Here is a 17,842-nt window from a genome sequence, read left to right on the forward strand (position 1 = left end):
ATGGGAAGACTAACCGGCAAGACCGCCCTGGTTACGGCGGCCGCGCAGGGCATCGGCAAGGCGAGCGCCGAACTGTTCGCGCGTGAAGGCGCGCGGGTGATCGCCACCGATATCAATGAAGCCCTGCTGGAGGGAGTCCAGGGTTGCGAGCCGCGCAAGCTGGACGTCCTGAATCCGGAAGCGATCACGGCGCTGGCGGCCGAACTCGGCGCGATCGACATCCTGTTCAATTGCGCGGGCTACGTCCACTCCGGCACCATTCTGGACTGCGACGAGAAGGCCTGGGCGCTGTCCAACGACCTGAACGTCACGGCGCAATACCGCGCCATTCGCGCCTTCCTGCCGGCCATGCTGGCGGCGGGCGGCGGCTCGATCATCAACATGGCCTCGGTGGCCAGCTCGATCAAAGGCGTGCCTAACCGCTTCGCCTACGGCGCGACCAAGGCCGCCGTCATCGGCCTGACCAAGGCCGTGGCCGCCGACTTCGTGGCGCAAGGCATTCGCTGCAACGCCATCTGCCCCGGCACCGTCGACACCCCGTCGCTCAACCAGCGACTGGCCGACACCGGAGACTACGCGGCCGCCCGTGACGCCTTCACCGCCCGCCAGCCCATGGGACGCCTGGGCAAGCCCGAGGAATTGGCGCAGCTAGCGCTCTATCTCGCCAGCGACGAATCCGCCTTCACCACCGGCCAGATCCACATCATCGACGGCGGCTGGATCAACTGATCACCGCCAGGAGACACAACCGATGAAGCTTCTCCGTTATGGCCCCGTGGGCCAAGAACGTCCCGGCCTGCTGGACGACCAAGGCCAGGTGCGCGACCTCTCGGGTGTCGTGCGCGACATCGACGGCGCCGCGCTCTCTCCCGACAGCCTCGCCAAGCTGGCGGAGCTCGATCCCGTCAGCCTTCCGTTGGTCACCGCTCCTGGCCGCCTGGGTCCCTGCGTCGGTCGCGTCGGCAAGTTCATCTGCATCGGCCTGAACTACGCCGATCACGCCGCCGAAAGCGGCCTGCCCGTGCCGACCGAGCCGGTCATCTTCACCAAGGCCACCAGCGCTATCTGCGGTCCGGACGACGATGTCATCCAGCCGATCGGCTCGACCAAGCTGGACTGGGAAGTCGAGCTGGGCGTCGTGGTCGGCACGGAGACCCGCTATGTCTCCGAAGAGCGGGCCTTGGAGCACGTCGCCGGCTATTGCGTGATCAACGACGTGTCCGAGCGCGCCTTCCAGATCGACGGCACTGGCACCTGGGACAAGGGCAAGGGCTGCGACACCTTTGGCCCGACCGGCCCGTGGCTGGTCACCAAGGACGAGGCCGGCGACGTCGAGAACCTCGGCATGTGGCTGAAGGTCAACGGGGAGCTCTTCCAGAACGGCTCGACCAAGACCATGGTCTTCAAGCCCGCCTTCCTGGTCTCTTACGTCTCGCGCTTCATGAGCCTGCAGCCTGGCGACATCATCTCGACCGGCACGCCGCCGGGCGTCGGCATGGGACAGAAGCCGCCGCGATATCTCGTCCCCGGAGACGTGATGGAGCTTGGCATCGAAGGCCTGGGCGCCCAGCGCCAGACGGTCGTCGTCGAGACGCGGGTCTGACACGATGCGCCATTGCCTTGCCCTGGACCTCGTCGACGACGCCGACGCCATCGCCCGTTACGAGGCCTGGCATGCGCCGGGCGCCGTTCCCGCGGCGGTGACGCGGTCCATCCGCGACGCCGACATCGTCGACATGGAGATCTGGCGCGCCCACGACCGCCTTTTCATGATCATGGAAACGGGGCCTGGCTTCTCGCCCGAAGCCAAGGCCGCCGCAGACATGGCCAGCGAGGATGTTCAAGCCTGGGAGCGCCTGATGTGGGAATTTCAACGCCCCCTGCCAAACGCCGCGCCTGGCGAGAAGTGGGTGGCGATGCGACGCATCTACGCCCTGAGCCAACAACCATCCTAGGAACGCCCGCGACCTGACTTGCAAGAAGCCTGACCCAATAGCGATCGGCGTCGCTTGCGGGCTTGCAAGGCGTTAGAAGATCACGCCACAGCCATCATGCGAACGCGTAGGAACCTGGCTTGACCGAACGCAAGTACACAGCCCCCGCCCTCGAGAAGGGTCTGGACATACTCGACCTGCTTGCTCAGCACGGGCAGGCCATGACCCTGTCGCAGATCTCCGTGGCCCTTGGCCGCTCGGTCGGCGAGCTCTTCCGCATGATCCACGTGCTGGAGTTCAAAGGCTTCATCGAGGCGACGCCATCCGGCGATGGCTATCAGCTGACGAACCGGCTGTTCACGCTCGGCATGGCGCGCGCTCCCGTGAAGAACCTGCTCGAAGCCGCCCTGCCCCCGATGCGCGATCTCGCCGCCGACGCCGAGCAGTCTTGCCATCTGGCTATCGTCTCACGCGACGAGATCGTGGTGGTCGCCCGCATCGAGAACCCCGGCTACTTCGGATATTCGGTGCGTACGGGCCATCGTCGTCCCATCGTTGAAGCAACGTCGGGCATGGTGCTGTATGCTTTCCAGCCCGAGGCGGTCCAGCGCCGATGGCATGGCGAGATTTTCTCGGGCGTCGATCAAGCCGGTCGGGAACGTTTCCTGGCCGACGCCGCGCAGGTGGCGACGCAAGGCTACTGGCGCGCCGAAAGCGATCTTACACCGGGCGTCGTGGACATATCCGCCCCCGTCGTGGTCGATGGCGCGGCGGCCGCGGCGCTCACCATGCCCTACATGGCTCGCAAAGGCGCGCGCCCTCTCGAAACCGCGGTAGAACTGCTCCGCGCGACCGCTCGCCTGATATCGAGCGAGATACAAGGCGTGAGCTAGAGGCTCCCGCCACAACAACCGCCGCTTCGCGTCCCTTGAATACGCGCAAAGCGCGTTTTTGCGCGCCCGCAGGTTTCGTCACCAAGATGCAATCGATCGCTCCTCGTTGATCCAGGAGCGGTGAGTCGTTGAATGGCGAACCCATGGCGCGACCCATTTTGGCCTGACCAAATTGGCGTGCACCGGCCAAACATCACAACCCCAGATTAAAAATCAGGTGCGCACCGCAGAGGTTGCTTCAAATTTTTCACTTAAATTTCAATTCGTTATGCGAATTAATCCCCAGCGGACACAAAGTTTCATTTAAAAAAAGATATTTATATGAGAAATACGACATGGCCGATCGCGTTGGGGAACATAAGCGGTCAGGCCAATATGAGCCGCCGGAAAAGGGCGAGCCAGACAAGGAGGGAGTATCATGAGCTTTCACACCAATCGGACGCGCGCTCTTCGCATGGCGCTGCTGTCCGCGACGATTATCGGCCTTCCGGCCGCCGCCGTCGCTCAACAAGCGGACGCCTCGGCCGCCGCGCAGAACGACACCTTGGAAGCGGTCGTCGTGACCGGTTTCAAGCAGAGCTACGCGAACGCGATCCGTTCGAAGAAAAACGCTATTGAAATCACCGACGGCATCTCGTCCGACGGCCTGGGCCGCTTTCCGGACCTGAACGTCGGCGAAGCGCTGCAACGCGTTCCGGGCGTCCAGATCAACCGCGAAGCGGAAGGTCGCGACGCCACGATCAACCTGCGCGGCATGCCCGGCGAATATTCCAAGACCACGCTGAACGGCCAATCCTTCTCGGGTCCGGCCCTGCTGCGCGACAACCAGGGCTCGCCGCTGGGCGCGTTCAACTCGGACATCTTCTCGGCCTTCGTGATCCAGAAGTCGCCGATGGCCAACACGGTCTCGGGCGGCCTGTCGGGCAACGTGGACATGCAGATCGCCCCGGCGCTGTCGCGCAAGGACGGCGGCTTCATGAAGGCGGCCTATGAGCACAACACCCTGGGCGACCTGGGCGCCCCGGCCGCGACGGTCGGCTACAACAAGCACCTGACGGACACCCTCGCGGTGTTCGGCACCGTCGCCTACAAGAAGGAAAACTTCCGCCGCGATACGCTGCGTCTGAACAACTACGACTATCTGACGGCGGCCTCGACGGGCCTCACGCCCACGCAGTTCAACGCGACGTACGGCCAGTACTTCTCGGCCACGCCCTGCGCCAACAACGCCACCTCGTACTGCCGCTCGCTGTCGCAGGCGCTGGGCCTCTCGGCCTCCGAGGCCGCCCCCTTCGTCACCAGCAACACGGGCTCCAAGAGCACCAATGGCGTCTGGTCCAATAGCGCCATCCGTCAGTACACCCGCATGAACGTGGGCAAGGTCTGGTCGGGCACGGCCGGCGTCGAGTGGAAGCCGAACGACAATACCAAGATCGGCCTGATCGGTTTCATGACCGATCGCAATCTGCCCGACACCGTCCAATACTTCATGACGAGCTACTTCTCCCCGTCCAAGACGCCGGGAGCGGGCACGGTGATCACACCGAAGGGTACGCCGATCCAGACGAACGACGGCCGGTACCTTTACGAGAGCTACGACTTCAACAACCTGACGGTCCTGACCTCGAACCGCCTGTACTCGCAGCACCAGAAGTCGAAGGGCGTCATCGGCAATATCGACTGGAGCAACGAGCAGTGGCGCCTGGCCGCGGCTCTGAGCCTGTCGTCGGGGTCCAATGCCTCGGTCGAGACCTCGGTTGACTTCGTCAACTACACGCGTCCTGGCGGCGGCGTTTCAGGCTCGCTCTCGACGGGCCTGGGCAACATGGACGGCTTCTCCTACGTGACCCGTCCGAACCCGCAGAACTCCATCGACGCCGGGGCGAACTGGACCTGGGGCGGCGTCGACGATCCGGTGTCGTGGTACAACAACGGCACGCCCGAACAGAGCACCAACCGGATGGCGATCGAGGGCTCGGAAAGCTTCGCCAAGAACGACCTGAACAGCGTCGGCCTCGACGCCGAGCGCTTCGTTACCCTGGGCCCGATCAAGAGCATCCAGGCGGGCGTGCGGCTGGAGCGCGAGAAGTACGTCTCCACCGGCTATCGCTCGTACGCCTACGGCATCCAGACCTCGAAGATGACCTCGAGCATGCTGGAGACCTCGCCCTTCCTGAAGGATTTCATGGGCGGGACCGTCGGCAACTACAATCAAAACTGGCAGACTCTGAAGGTCCGCGAGTTCCTCGACGCGGTTCGTCCGGTCACGGTCTTCCCAGGCGGCGGCCTGTCGTCGGTGGGGCTCAACATCCAGTACGCGGATGGCGCCTACTACGACAAGAACTTCACCAACGAGAACGATATCAATCAGTTCTACGTCCAGGCGAAGTATGACACCGAGATCTTCGGTCACGGGGTCCGCGGTAACTTCGGTGGCCGCTACGAGGACACCAAGAACACGATCACGGTGCTGGACCGCAAGGTCGCGCCCACCAACGGGATTGGTTCGCCGAACGACTTCAAGACCGACCAGTACAAGAACAAGTACCACTACTTCCTGCCGTCGGCGATCTTCGCCGCCGACGTCATGGATGACCTGGTGCTACGCGGCGCCTACTACAAGACCTACGTCCGCCCGCACCCGCGTCAGTACTCGCCGGCGACCAAGGTCGATCCGCTGCAAAGCCTGAACAAGACGCTCAGCGTCGGTTCGCTGAGCGTGTACGACACCTGGGTTTCGATCGGTAACAACAACCTCAAGCCGTACATGGCCGAGTCGTTCGACCTGTCGCTGGAGTGGTACAACCGCCCCAACGGCCTGGTCTCGCTGGCCTACTTCCACAAGGACATCACGGGCCGGATCACCTCGACGTCCGATCCGTCGATCCTGTGCCCGGCTGACGGCTCGACCTGGGGCTTCGGCGCCCTGTCCTGGGACGGCACCTACTGCACGGCCACCGCCCTGAGCAGCGCGACCAAGCAGGTCCACGTCAACGCCAGCGCCAGCTATAACCTCGACTCGAAGACCACCGTCGAGGGTCTGGAGTTCAACATCCAGCAGAACCTGGACTTCCTGCCGGGCTTCTGGAAGAACTTCGGGGGCAGCTTCAACTACTCGTATACGAAGTCGAAGAGCCCGGCGATCGCGCCTTTCCCCGGCATCTCCAAGAACAACATCAACCTGATCGGCTACTACGAGACGCCGAAGTATGGCGTCCGGATGGTCTACAACTGGCGTTCGGACTACCCGCTGAACGCCAACGGCACCTACACGGGCGGCGCTCGTTCGGTGAAGTCGCGTGGCCAGCTGGACATGTCGGCGTCGTACAACGTCAACGACGCCCTCAGCCTGTCGCTCGACGTCTATAACCTGACCGACGCGGTCCGGTTCGAGTACGAGAACGATCGTCGGGTCGCCCGCTGGGTCGACTATGACGGCCGCACCATCACCCTGACGGCGCGCGCCACGTTCTAACGACCACGACCGAGGGCCGTTTCGTCAGCGGGACGGCCCTCTCTTCCTCCCTCCATACCGTCCGAGCGCGTCAAGCGATGCATGGCAAGCAAGACCGTACGACGGATGACTTGGATCGGATCTGGCGGCCGGCCGGCGTGTGGCCGAGCGGCTGGATGGGCGCCATTCGACGGATGGCGCTGAAAAGCGCGTCGCGACTGCAAGCGCGATGCTAGTTAACTCCTCCCTTGCCCGCCGCGTTCGCCCCCGTTGACGCGGCGGGCGTCTCTTTGCCGCGCTAACAAGCCAGGGGACCAGCATGCCCATCGACCGCCGGACCCTGATCCACTCCCTGCCCGTCGCGGGCGCGGCGATCGCCTCTCTGGCTCCAGCCAGCGCTTCGGCGGGATCAGCGACTTCCTCTCCGCGACAGCGCATTCGCCTGGATGAAGGGTGGCGTTTCGCCCTGGGCCACGCGGCGGATCCTGATCGCGACTTCGGCTTTGGCGACTTCCAGCGCACCTTCGCCAAACAAGGCCGAGCCGCCGGCGCTCTGGCGGCCCCCGACTATGACGACAGACGTTGGCGCGAAGTGACCCTGCCTCATGACTGGGCGGTCGAATTGCCGTTCGTCAACAATATCCGCTTCAGCCGAAACCCGGCCGACAAGGATGACGAGGATCCCGTCGCCGCCCACGGCTACAAGGCTATCGGGCGGAATTTTCCGGAGAACTCGGTTGGCTGGTACCGCATAACGCTGCCCATCGCGCCCGCGGACGCCAAGGGACGTGTGGCGCTGGAGTTCGACGGCGCGTTCCGAGACGCCACCATCATCGTCAACGGCTACATCGTCACCCAGCACCACGGCGGCTATGCCTCGTTCGGTGTCGATATCACCGACTTCCTGAACACCGATGGCGCGGCCGACGTGCTGCTGGTCCGCCTTGACGCCAGCCTTGGAGAGGGATGGTTCTACGAGGGCGCCGGCCTCTACCGGCACGTCTGGCTCGTCAAGACGGCCCCGCTTTTCGTGCCCCAATGGGGCGTCTTCGCGCGCGCCTCACGCGACGGCCAGGTCGACATCGACGTTGAAGTCGCCAACCGCCGCGAGACCAGGGCCGACGTCAGGATCGAAGCACTCGTACTGGACGCTGGCGCGCCGGTGGCTTCGGGCCAGACGACGCAATCGGTCGCGGCTTGGCGCGACACCACCGCCAAGCTGACGTGCAAGGTCCCCTCGCCCCGCCTCTGGTCGACGGACGCGCCCAATCTCTACGTCCTGCGCGTGACCATCCGCGAGGGAGAGACGATCCAGGATGTGTATGACATCCGTTTCGGCTTCCGGGATTTCCGCTTCGACGCACGCGAAGGCTTTTTCCTCAATGATCGCCCCCTGAAGCTGAAGGGCGTCAACAACCACCAAGATCACGCGGGCGTCGGCGCGGCCATACCGGACGCCCTGCAAATCTGGCGTCTCAAGCAGCTGAAGGCGCTGGGCGCGAATGCCTACCGCGCGGCCCACAATCCGCCGACGCCGGAGCTGCTCGACGCTTGCGACGCGCTGGGCTTGCTGGTGATCGATGAAACCCGTCAGATGAGCTCCGCGCCCGAGCCCATGGACGAGTTGCGGCGCCTGGTTCGCCGTGACCGCAACCATCCTTGCGTGATGCTGTGGTCCATTGGGAACGAAGAGCCCCAGCAGGGCACGGCGCGCGGCGCCAAGATCGCCAAGGCGATGGCTCGGGAAATCCGCGCCCTCGATCCCACCCGCAAGGTGACGGCCGCCATGAACAAGGGCTTCGGCGAGGGGATCACCGACGCAATCGACGTGATGGGCTTCAACTATCACGAAGAGCTCATCGAACCCTTCCGGCAGAAATACCCGGACATGCCGATCATCGGCACCGAGACCGCCAGCGCGGTCTCCACCCGAGGCGAGTACGCGCGCGACGACAAGCGGTCCGTCGTTTCGTCCTATGACGTCGACGCGCCCTACTGGGGCAAGACGGCCCAGGCGTGGTGGAAGCTCTACAACGCCAAGCCCTACTTACTTGGCGGCTTCGTCTGGACCGGTTTCGACTATCGGGGTGAGCCGACCCCCTTCAACTGGTGGCCGTCGATTTCGTCCAATTTCGGCATCCTGGACCTGTGCGGCCTGCCCAAGGACATCTTCTACTATTATCAGGCCTGGTGGCGAGACGACCTGCCAGTTCTGCACCTCCTGCCGCACTGGAACTGGGAGGGACAGGAAGGCAAGACCGTCGAGGTCTGGGCGTACACCAACCTCGACACGGTCGAGTTGTTCCTGAACGGAAAATCCCTCGGTCGCCGGAGTCCGCCGAAGGACGGCCATGTCCAATGGTCGGTTCCATACGCGCCCGGCCGACTTGTCGCTTATGGCTTCAAGGGCGGAGAGGTCGTCCTGAAATCCGAGCGCAGGACCGCCGGCGCGCCAGCAAGCATTGTCGTGGAGGCGGATCGGACGCGCTTAGCCGCCGATGGCCAGGACGTCGCCGTGCTCAACGTGTCGGTGCGCGACAAGGCCGGCGTGATCGTGCCCAAGGCCGCCGTTCGGGTGGACTTCGACCTGACCGGCGCGGGGCGATTGATTGGCGTCGGCAACGGCGATCCCAATTGCCACGAGGCCGACAAGGCGTCCTTCCGCACGACCTACAACGGCTGGGCCCAGGCGCTTGTGCAGACGCGCAAGACGCCGGGCGACATTCGCCTGGCGGCGCGCGCGGAAGGTCTGACGACCGCGGTCGTCGCGCTCTCAAGCCGCTGAGAAAACAAGAGAGAACCCGAGCATGTCCTTGCCTATCACGCTGCTGGCCGCCGCGCAGATCGTCACGGCCTCTCCGGACAAGAGCATCGCGATATCCATCGCCAACGATGGAAGCGCGTTCTCGGTGTCGCGCCGGTCGGAGTCGCTGATCGTCGACTCTCCGCTGGGCCTGGATCTGTCGGCAGGCTCTCTGGAAGGCCTCGAGCTGAAGTCGGTCAAGCGTCAGGCGGTCAGCCGGAGCTTGCCCCTGGTCGCCACCAAGGCCGCCCGCGCCCCCGACGTCTACAACGCGACCACCCTGACCTTTCAGGCGAAGGGCCCCATCGCCAGAACCCTGAAGATCGAGGTTCGAGCCTACGATGACGGCGTCGCGTTCCGCTATGTTCTTCCGGATGGCGGCCCGACCAAGCTTCGGGGTGAACGCACCCAGTTCAAGCTCGATGGCGACCTGTCCTGTCTGGCCAGCGAGTACGTCTCGTCCCACGAGAACAATTGGAAGTTCCTGAAGCTGTCGGCCATGGACGTCGGCAAGGCCTACGAGATCCCCGCCGTCTGCGCGTCGAAAAGCGGCCACACGACCCTGGCCATCGCTCAGTCGGGTATTGGCGGTTACACAAGCTCGGCGCTGGTTCCCACCGGAACGGGTTTCCAAGTGCGGCTGTCGCCCCGTCTGGACGATCCGAGCATCGCGGTGACGTCCGATCGCGGCCTGACCACGGCGTGGCGGGTGGTGATGCTCGGCGACCGGGCGGGCGACCTCATCCCCTCGCCCCTGATCGGCAACCTCGCGCCTCGGCCCACCGGTGACTATTCGTGGGTGAAGCCCGGCAAGGCGGCCTGGGACTGGTGGTCTGGCCCGACCAACGGCGAAAAGCCGACCATGGAGCGCTTCCGGCGCTTCATCGACTTCGCCGCCGAGAACAAGTTTCCCTACTTCCTGATCGACGCGGGCTGGGCCTACAACGCCACGGGCTGCTGCGAGGCCGACCCGAAGACGGACATCACCCGCGCCGACCCCGCGATCGATATGCCCGCCCTGGTGGACTACGCGAAGGCGCGGGGCGTCGGCCTACTGCTCTGGGTCCATTGGAAGCACATGGAGCCGCGCATGGACGCCGTGCTCAAGCGCTATGCCGAGTGGGGTGTCAAGGGCATCAAGGTCGACTTCATGGAACGCGACGACCAGGAGATGGTCGCCTTCTATGAACGCCTAGCCAAGGCGACCGCCGCCCATCATCTGCTGCTCGACATGCACGGCGCCTTTCCGCCGTCGGGCTTGTCCGCGACCTACCCAAACTACATCACCCAGGAAGGCGTGCTGGGGGCCGAGTACGACAAGTTCCCGACCAAGCGCGTGACCGCCAGCCATAACGTCCATCTGGCCTATACGCGCCTGCTGCTGGGCCCGATGGACTACACCCCCGGCGGATTCCGGAACGGCGTGCCGGAAAACTACGCGCCCACCGAGGTGATGCCGTCCACCCAAACGCGGCGCGGCCAAGCCCTGGCGATGTACGTCGTCTATGACAGCCCGCTGCAGATGGTCTCGGACGATCCCTCGGCCTATCGGGACGCGCCCGGCTTCGAGTTTCTGCGCGCTGTCCCGACCGCCTGGGACGAGACGCGGTTCGTGGCGGGAACGCCCGACAGCTATGTCGCCCTGGCGCGACGCGCGGCGTCGACCTGGTATGTGGGCGTGATGAACAACGAGGAAGGGCGCTCCGTCGCCCTTCCGCTAGGCTTCCTGCCCAAGGGAAAGTTCAACGCGCGGATCTGGGCCGACGGCGCCTCGCCGAACGCGGTCGAGACCTCCAGCCGGCTCGTCGATCGCGACACCGTGCTCAAGATGGACCTGAAGGGATCGGGTGGAAGCGTGGTCGTCATCGAGCCGCGGTAGCCTCAGCCGCCCCCCAAGCAAGCTGGACCATGGGTCAGCGCTTGGGGAATAGGCCGCCAAGGGACCATGATCTTTAACACGATGGAGCCTGTCGCCCGTGCTCACGACCTTGAGCACGGGCGACGCTCATCTATTGTGCCTCGCGGGTGTTCGTCACCCTGCTGAAGACCGGCGCCTTCACCGTCGTGAGACGTTCAGTGGAGTCGCCGGTCAGGTCGAAGAAGACGATCCGGTTGGCGCCGGGACGCATCCACGGCGCCGGCGTGTAGAGGGTGTGCACCGGTCCAATGGACCAGAAGCGGCCCAGGTTGTGCTCGCCGAGCCAGAGCTGGCCTTTGTGGAGGCCGCGCGTGTCCAGATAGGTGTCGGCGGGTCGATCGACCGTCATCTCCACCTCGTAGAAGCAGGGACCAACGCAGGGCTCGGCCGACATGGGCAGCTTGGACACGTCGTCCATCGGCAGACGGTACATGCGCCAGTCGTTCAGCGGCTGCCCCTCCAGGGTGACTTCGCCCGTCAGCCCCGCCTGTTCGGTCCTGATCGCCCGCGAGTAGTTCACGCGGCCGGTGTTCTCGACCAGGATATCCAGCGTCGCCGCCCCCGAGCGCTCGGGCAAGGTGACGGTTTCCTGATCGAGGCGACGGTCGATCACGCCCACCAGCTTCTGGTCGACATAGACCTGCGCGTAGCTGTGGACGCCCTTCAGCGTCAGCACGCCGCCTTTTCCCGGGGTTAGCGGGACGCGATAGAGGACATAGCCGTAGTTCTGATCAAGCTCCTCGAACGTCAGCGGGCGGTTGGCGCGAACGGGCTCGGGAAGGTTGCGCCACAAGGAGGCGCTGCGCTTCACGGCCGAGATCGGGAAGGTCTTGGCGATGCTGGCCGCCGGCGTCGGCGCGGCCGGCTTACCCGTGACATCGGAGATAACCGAGGCCAGCAGCCCGTACTTGTAACGGGGGTTGCCCGCCTCATCGAGCGGCGCGTCGTAGTCGTAGCTGGTCGTGTCGGGGTGATAGTCCTTACCGGTGTGCGAATCCGCGCCGTTCATCCAGCCGAACGACGTGCCGCCGTGGAACATGTACAGCGACACCGAATAGCCCCGCTTCAGCATGAACCGCAGCTCTTCGGCCTCCTTGCGGCCGTCGGTCTCGTGGTGATCCTCACCCCATTTGTCGAACCAACCGGCCCAATATTCCCCGACCATCCGCAAGCCATTGGGCCGGAACGTCTCCAGCTGGGCGACCGACTTCTCGGCGCCGCCCGAGCCGAAATTCACCACCGAGGGCAGATGCGGCAGCGAGCCCTTGGCCAAGTCGGACGCCTGGTTGGACGTGAACAGAACGCCATCGGCCAAGCCGGCCCGGCGGTAGGTCGCTTCCAGACCTTCGAGATAGGCCTGGTCGTCGCCGAACGCGCCGTATTCGTTCTCCAACTGCACCGCGACGATCGGGCCGCCGTTTTTCAGCAATAGCGGCTGCATCTCTTGCCCCAGCCGAACCATCCAGCGCTCGACGGCGGCGGTGTACTTGGGTTCGCTCGAACGCAGGAGGACGCCGCGGTCCTTCAGCAGCCAGGACGGATAGCCGCCAAGCTCCCACTCCGAGCACACATAGGGGCCGGGGCGCAGGATGACGTCCAACCCCTCCGCCTGCGCGGCGCGGATGAACGCGGCCAGGTCTTTCTGACCGGTGAAGTCATAGACGCCGGGCCGCGGTTCGTGCGCGTTCCAGAAGGCGTAGGTGGTGATGGTGTTGAGGCCCATCGCCTTGGCCTTTTGCAGGCGATCGCGCCAATACGCCCTCGGGATACGAACATAGTGCATCTCGGCCGAGATGACCTGGTAGGGCTTCCCGTCCTTGAGGAAGCCGTGGCCGCTCACCTCGAAACGGTGCGCTGGCGGGGCGGCTAGAGCCGACAACGGGGCCAGCGCCGACGACGAGATCGCCGCGCAAAGCATCAGTTTAACAAGCGGTCTCATAACTTCCTCTTTCGAACCTTAGGCAACATTCGGGAGCAAAGTCCCATTCGGGCCACTCCACGAATCCCGTCTTCACGACAATAGCCGACAGAAATTCTCAACGCCTCGCCGATCGGCTATATTTATTATAATTCAATTGGCCGCACCTTGGAATTTTCCACACAAAGACAAGTCTATAAATCGCACGATAAAGACCGTCGTTTTTGCAATTGAGTTTAGACCCTCGATGCCGATTTCGTTCTCGCTCACGGGCTCGGCAAGCTGAAAAAGCGGACATTGGCTTCCCCCAAGAACTGGGCATGGGTCGTGGCGAGCTAGGCATGGAGACTCGCCTGGCAGTGCGCGGCGATGAAGTCGGCGTGGCCGGGCATGCGAGCCACGGCCTCGCCAGCTTGTTCGGCGATCCGGGCCAAGCGCGCGGCGGCGACCTCGCGCGAGACAGAAAGGGCCAGCGGGTCCTCGCCCAGCACCGAAGCCTCCTGCCCCTCCAGAACGGCCAGCCAACTGGTCTTGGTGAAAAGCTCGTCGGTCTCGCGGAAGATCCGACCGGTGGCGCCATGAATGGCCAGCCGCTCGGCCAGGCTGTCGGGCGGATCCATGGCCCGCAGGTCCCGCCAGTAGGCGGTGTCGTCCCGCTGGGTGACGTGGAAATGCAGCACCAGAAAGTCGCGGACGTTCTCGAAATCGGCCGCCATCAGCCGGTTATAGCGCCGCGCGTCGGCGGGCTCGAACGCCTTGGTCGGCAGCATTTCCAGCAGCCGCGCGATACCCGCCTGGATCAGGTGGATGCTGGTCGACTCCAATGGCTCCAGGAAGCCGGAGGCCAGCCCCAAGGCCACAACGTTCTTGACCCAAAAGGCTTCGCGGCGGCCAGCCTGGAAGGTCAGCAGGCGGGGCTCGGCCAGTGGCTGGCCCTCCAGACCCGACAGCAGGGTCGCCCGCGCCTCATCCAACGAGACGTGAGCGCTCGAGAACACATAGCCGTTGCCCGTCCGATGCTGGAGCGGGATGCGCCATTGCCAGCCGACGCCGCGCGCGGTGGAGCGAGTGAAGGGCGGGGGCGGTTCGGTATTGGACGACGGAACGGCCAGCGCGCGGTCGTTGGGCAGCCAACGCGACCAGTCCTCGAAGGGCGTCTCTAACGCCTGGCCGAGCAGGAGGGAGCGGAAGCCCGAACAGTCGATGAAGAGGTCGCCGGCGATCCGCTCGCCGCTTTCCAGGGTTACGGCCTCGACGAAACCACCCGCGCCGCGCATAGCGACGTCGACGACCTTGCCCTCAAGGCGGACGACACCGGCGGCCTCGGCATGAGCGCGCAGCAGGCGGGCATAGAGCCCCGCGTCGAAGTGGAAGGCGTAGCCCATGGGCGGCGGGCCGTTGGCGCTCTGAGGGATCGGCGCGAAGCGACCCAGCGCGGCGGCGCGGGCGCAAACCGAATAGGCGTCGAGCGACTGGGCCTGACCGGCGCGGCGCGAGGCTCGCCACACCGCCTCGAATGGCGCGGCGCCGAAATCGTGGCCGTAGACGCCGAACGGATGGAAATAGCGATGACCTCGCCGCGTCCAGTCCACGAACTCGATGCCCAGCTTGAAGGTCCCGCGCGTCTCGCGGACGAACGTCGCCTCGTCGAGCCCGATCAGGGCGTTGAAGGCGCGGATGGGCGGGATGGTCGCCTCTCCCACCCCGACAATGCCGATCTCCTCGGATTCGATCAGCGTGATCGCCGGGCCGCGCGGACCTAGAACCTTCGAAAGCGCCGCCGCCGCCATCCAGCCGGCCGCGCCGCCGCCAACGATCACGACGCGCGAAATCGCGCCCTCCCCCGCGGGCGGCGCGATCGATGCTCCGGATAGTTGGGACATGGCGATCTCCCGAAAAAATCGCCGGCGTGGACCCGACCACGCCGGCTCAGCCTCGGGGGAGGATTAGTAGGTGACGCGGAGGGCCAGGCCGTAGCGCCGATCGTTAAGTTGGTACTGCAGCGGCGCGCCGGGCGTGCCGATGTAGAGGACGTTCATCCGGTTGTTCAGGTTCACGACATCGAACGAGACGGCCATGTGCTCGTTGATGTCGTAGGCGACCGAGACGTCCAGCGAGGCGTAGGGCTTGGCGTACTGGGGGATGCCGTTGGCGCCGCTGCCCGTCGTCTGATCGAGATAGCTGGAGCGCCAGTTGTACGCGATCCGCCCGCTGATCGGGCCCTTCTGGTAGAGGCCGACGAGGTTATAGCTGTTCTTCGACAGCTTCTCGAGCGGCACCTGTTGGGGCGTGTTGGATCCAGCCGTCGCGAACGGGTTGCTCACGCTGCTGTCGACATAGGTGTAGTTGGCCTGCAGGCCCAGACCATCGAACGGGCTGGGCAGGAAGTCGAAGAACTGCTGGTAGCCCAGCTCGATGCCCTTGACGGTGCCCTTGCCGGAATTGACCACGGTGCCGACGTCATAGACGACGCCGTTGTAGGTGCCCGTCACCGTGCCGCCGGCCAGGAAACCGTCGACCTTCTTGTAGAAGACGCCCGCCGTCAGCGAACCGGTGCTGGAGAAGTACCACTCGGCCGTGGCGTCGTAGTTGTCGGACTCGATCGGGTGCAGGTTCGGGTTGCCCGAGCTGGCGCTGGGGTGGCCGGTGACCGGATTGACCTGATTGGGATTATTCAGGGTCAGGTTGGTCGAGAGCTGGTCGAAGTTCGGCCGCGCCAGACCCTTCGAATAGGCCAAACGCGCCTGCAAGGTGTCGGTCAGCTTGGCGCGCAGGTTGAAGCTGGGCAGCACCCGCGTGTAGCTGTTGTCGACGTCGATCGCCTTCGAGGTGCCGTCCGAATTGAACTGGGTGCCCTTCGAGGTCGCCTCGGTCTTGATCACGCGGACGCCCAAACCGCCGTCGATGGCGACGCCGCCGACCTCGGTCGCGTAGTCGGCGATCGCCCACCCCGTATAGGTCTTCTCGGTCTGGCTGTTGAGGTCGCCCGGCGTGAAGTTGTCCTTCGTGGTCGCCCCCAGCAGGGCGTAGAGCGCCTTGGTCTGCGCCCAGACGCCGTCGCCCGACGGGAAGGCCGGATAGAGCAGCCCCCCCTTGACCGTGTTGCCGTCGAACCAGTCCTTGGACGGCCCCTTCATGGCCAGCTGCGGATGCGCCGACAGCGGGACCAGCGGCGTGCCGGCCGGCGCCGAGCAGTTCGGGTCGGCGCCCAGCGACGTGATGCAGACCCCGTGCCAGGTGCCGCGCAGGTCGATGCTGTTGTCGGAATAGCGGCCGCCGCCGCGCAGCTTGTCGAAGAAGCCGCCCTCGAAGTCGTATTCGAAATCGCCGGCCAGGGCGAACGTCTCGGCGTCGTTCCGCTGCAGCGAGTCGGCGACGTAAGGCGTCGTGTAGTTGGCCGGATTGTTCAGCAGGCCCGGATCGCGAACCTCGAAGCGCGGATATTTTCCGGTCAGGTCGAAGTCGACGACCGTCTTGTGCGGCGTGGTCAGGCCCGTCTGTCCCGACTGGGTGTACAGCGACAGGACGTGACCGTTGCGGTCGGCGTTGTAGTACGATTTCAGGTACTGGGCGTCGAAATTGGCCTTCAGCTTATCGCTGACCCGCCAGGCGGCGTTCAGCGTGAAGTTCTGGCTCTGGCTCCAGAGCTGCTGGTCGTAGCGGCCGGTCTCAAAGGTCTGGTTCCGCAGCGAACCCTTGGTGGCGTAGCCTTCGTCGTTGAACGTGAAGGCCGCGCCCGGCAGCGGATCGGTGCCGTAGCTGGTCACCACGCCGGCGGCGTTCCGGACGTTCGAGCGGTTGTTGTAGTCGTAGTAGTAGGCGCCGGTGCGATTGAACCAGTACTTGGTGCGCTGGTACTGGGCCGTGATCAGCAGGTCGTCGCTTGGCTTCCACTGGAAGGCCGTGGCGACGCCAAGGCGCTTGCGGTCGCCGGTGTCGTCATAGATCTCGAAGCCATAGGGCACCTGGGCGTTGGCCGGCGCGCCCGCGATCGATCCCGCCGCGACCGTGTCGAACGGACCGGCCAGCAGGCCGTCCTGGCGATAGCGACTCTTGCTCAGCACGGCGTTGACCAAGAAGCCCATCTCACCGGCCGACGTGTCCCAGCGATTGCTGTAGAGGCCCGAGATCGAGCCGCCATCCTTGCCGACTCGATCGTAGTAGTTGCCGCGCACGGTGGCGCTGATCACTCGGCCCGCCGAGTCGAAGGGCTTGCGGGTGCGCAGGTTCACCGCGCCGCCGACGCCGCCTTCGATGATGTTGGCCGGCGCGTTCTTATAGACGTCGATGCCCGACAGCAGCTCCGGCGGAACGCCTTCCAGGTCGAAGGCTCGGCCGCCCGACGCCGAGTAAATGGCGCGCCCATCGAGGAAATTCTGCACCTGGGTCAGGCCGCGCACGGTGACGGCCGGCTGAGTGCGATGGTCGAAGTCGGTGGCGCCTTCGCCGTAGCGACGTTGGATCTGCACGCCGGTGATCCGCTGCAGGGCCTCGGTCGTGTTGGCGTCCGGAAGCTTGCCGATGTCCTGCGCCTGGACCGAGTCCACGATCTGGTCGGCGCTGCGCTTGATCGCCTGGGCCGAACGAAGGCTTTCACGGACGCCGGTGATGACGATTTCCGACACCGCGGTGTCGTTCGACGAAGCGGCGGGCTTCGTCTGGGCTTGGACCGGAGCGGCCAGCCCCAGCGCCACCAGAGACGCGCTCACCATCAGCCCAACTTGCATGGTCCTCATTGTTCCCTCCTCGCGTGTTTTTCTTCGGTCGCGCTTCATGTCGAGCGCGATTTCATGTCCGACATATTATGCTGCCATTTGTCGTACAAGTATGATTCCTATGAGCACCGAGGCCTTAGGTGGGTATGCCCCATATTCGACCGAGGATTTCTCTCGGTGATGACGCGGAGCCCAAGGACAGCGGAT

The 17,842-nt window shown here is 64.8% G+C and carries 10 protein-coding genes; 7 read left to right on the forward strand and 3 right to left on the reverse strand.

The features are described from left to right. From J2728_RS10710 to J2728_RS10740, 7 genes are all read left to right on the forward strand, one after another. Entirely contained in the window at window positions 1–729 is a 729-nt protein-coding gene (locus J2728_RS10710; RefSeq protein WP_309998954.1) for an SDR family oxidoreductase, read from the forward strand. Between the two features lie 22 nt (window positions 730–751). Continuing rightward, window positions 752–1,603: a fumarylacetoacetate hydrolase family protein gene (locus J2728_RS10715; RefSeq protein ID WP_309998956.1), complete on the forward strand. Its 852-nt coding sequence runs from the start codon at window positions 752–754 to the stop codon at window positions 1,601–1,603. A gap of 4 nt (window positions 1,604–1,607) precedes the next feature. Beyond that, window positions 1,608–1,955, forward strand: a complete 348-nt coding sequence (locus J2728_RS10720; protein ID WP_309998959.1) for an L-rhamnose mutarotase — start codon at window positions 1,608–1,610, stop codon at window positions 1,953–1,955. A 119-nt stretch (window positions 1,956–2,074) separates the two neighbouring features. Further along, complete coding sequence (locus J2728_RS10725; RefSeq protein WP_309998962.1) at window positions 2,075–2,827, forward strand: IclR family transcriptional regulator; 753 nt, start codon at window positions 2,075–2,077, stop codon at window positions 2,825–2,827. A gap of 418 nt (window positions 2,828–3,245) precedes the next feature. After that, on the forward strand, window positions 3,246–6,302 hold the full coding sequence (locus J2728_RS10730; protein WP_309998963.1) for a TonB-dependent receptor: 3,057 nt from the start codon (window positions 3,246–3,248) through the stop codon (window positions 6,300–6,302). A gap of 298 nt (window positions 6,303–6,600) precedes the next feature. Beyond that, window positions 6,601–9,066, forward strand: a complete 2,466-nt coding sequence (galA, locus tag J2728_RS10735) for a beta-galactosidase GalA (RefSeq protein ID WP_309998965.1) — start codon at window positions 6,601–6,603, stop codon at window positions 9,064–9,066. A 22-nt stretch (window positions 9,067–9,088) separates the two neighbouring features. Continuing rightward, complete coding sequence (locus J2728_RS10740; RefSeq protein ID WP_309998966.1) at window positions 9,089–10,963, forward strand: glycoside hydrolase family 97 protein; 1,875 nt, start codon at window positions 9,089–9,091, stop codon at window positions 10,961–10,963. A 130-nt stretch (window positions 10,964–11,093) separates the two neighbouring features. Here the strand turns inward: J2728_RS10740 and J2728_RS10745 are convergent, their stop codons facing one another. From J2728_RS10745 to J2728_RS10755, 3 genes are all read right to left on the reverse strand, one after another. Next, window positions 11,094–12,941, reverse strand: coding sequence for a glycoside hydrolase family 35 protein (locus tag J2728_RS10745; protein WP_309998968.1), 1,848 nt, complete (start codon window positions 12,939–12,941; stop codon window positions 11,094–11,096). 314 nt (window positions 12,942–13,255) lie between these two features. Beyond that, entirely contained in the window at window positions 13,256–14,803 is a 1,548-nt protein-coding gene (locus J2728_RS10750) for a tryptophan halogenase family protein (RefSeq protein ID WP_309998969.1), read from the reverse strand. A 63-nt stretch (window positions 14,804–14,866) separates the two neighbouring features. Further along, complete coding sequence (locus tag J2728_RS10755) at window positions 14,867–17,656, reverse strand: TonB-dependent receptor (RefSeq protein WP_309998971.1); 2,790 nt, start codon at window positions 17,654–17,656, stop codon at window positions 14,867–14,869. Window positions 17,657–17,842: the final 186 nt, after the last annotated feature.

It is taken from the genome of Caulobacter segnis (genome assembly GCF_031454995.1).
GTDB classification, from domain to species: Bacteria; Pseudomonadota; Alphaproteobacteria; order Caulobacterales; family Caulobacteraceae; genus Caulobacter; species Caulobacter segnis_E.

What these genes read in the sequence shown, in the direction of transcription:
- J2728_RS10710 (WP_309998954.1), top strand. Translation starts at nt 1, where the DNA reads ATGGGAAGACTAACCGGCAAGACCGCCCTGGTTACGGCGGCCGCGCAG.
- J2728_RS10715 (WP_309998956.1), top strand. Translation starts at nt 752, where the DNA reads ATGAAGCTTCTCCGTTATGGCCCCGTGGGCCAAGAACGTCCCGGCCTG.
- J2728_RS10720 (WP_309998959.1), top strand. Translation starts at nt 1,608, where the DNA reads ATGCGCCATTGCCTTGCCCTGGACCTCGTCGACGACGCCGACGCCATC.
- J2728_RS10730 (WP_309998963.1), top strand. Translation starts at nt 3,246, where the DNA reads ATGAGCTTTCACACCAATCGGACGCGCGCTCTTCGCATGGCGCTGCTG.
- galA (WP_309998965.1), top strand. Translation starts at nt 6,601, where the DNA reads ATGCCCATCGACCGCCGGACCCTGATCCACTCCCTGCCCGTCGCGGGC.
- J2728_RS10740 (WP_309998966.1), top strand. Translation starts at nt 9,089, where the DNA reads ATGTCCTTGCCTATCACGCTGCTGGCCGCCGCGCAGATCGTCACGGCC.
- J2728_RS10745 (WP_309998968.1), bottom strand. Translation starts at nt 12,941, where the DNA reads ATGAGACCGCTTGTTAAACTGATGCTTTGCGCGGCGATCTCGTCGTCG.
- J2728_RS10750 (WP_309998969.1), bottom strand. Translation starts at nt 14,803, where the DNA reads ATGTCCCAACTATCCGGAGCATCGATCGCGCCGCCCGCGGGGGAGGGC.
- J2728_RS10755 (WP_309998971.1), bottom strand. Translation starts at nt 17,656, where the DNA reads ATGAGGACCATGCAAGTTGGGCTGATGGTGAGCGCGTCTCTGGTGGCG.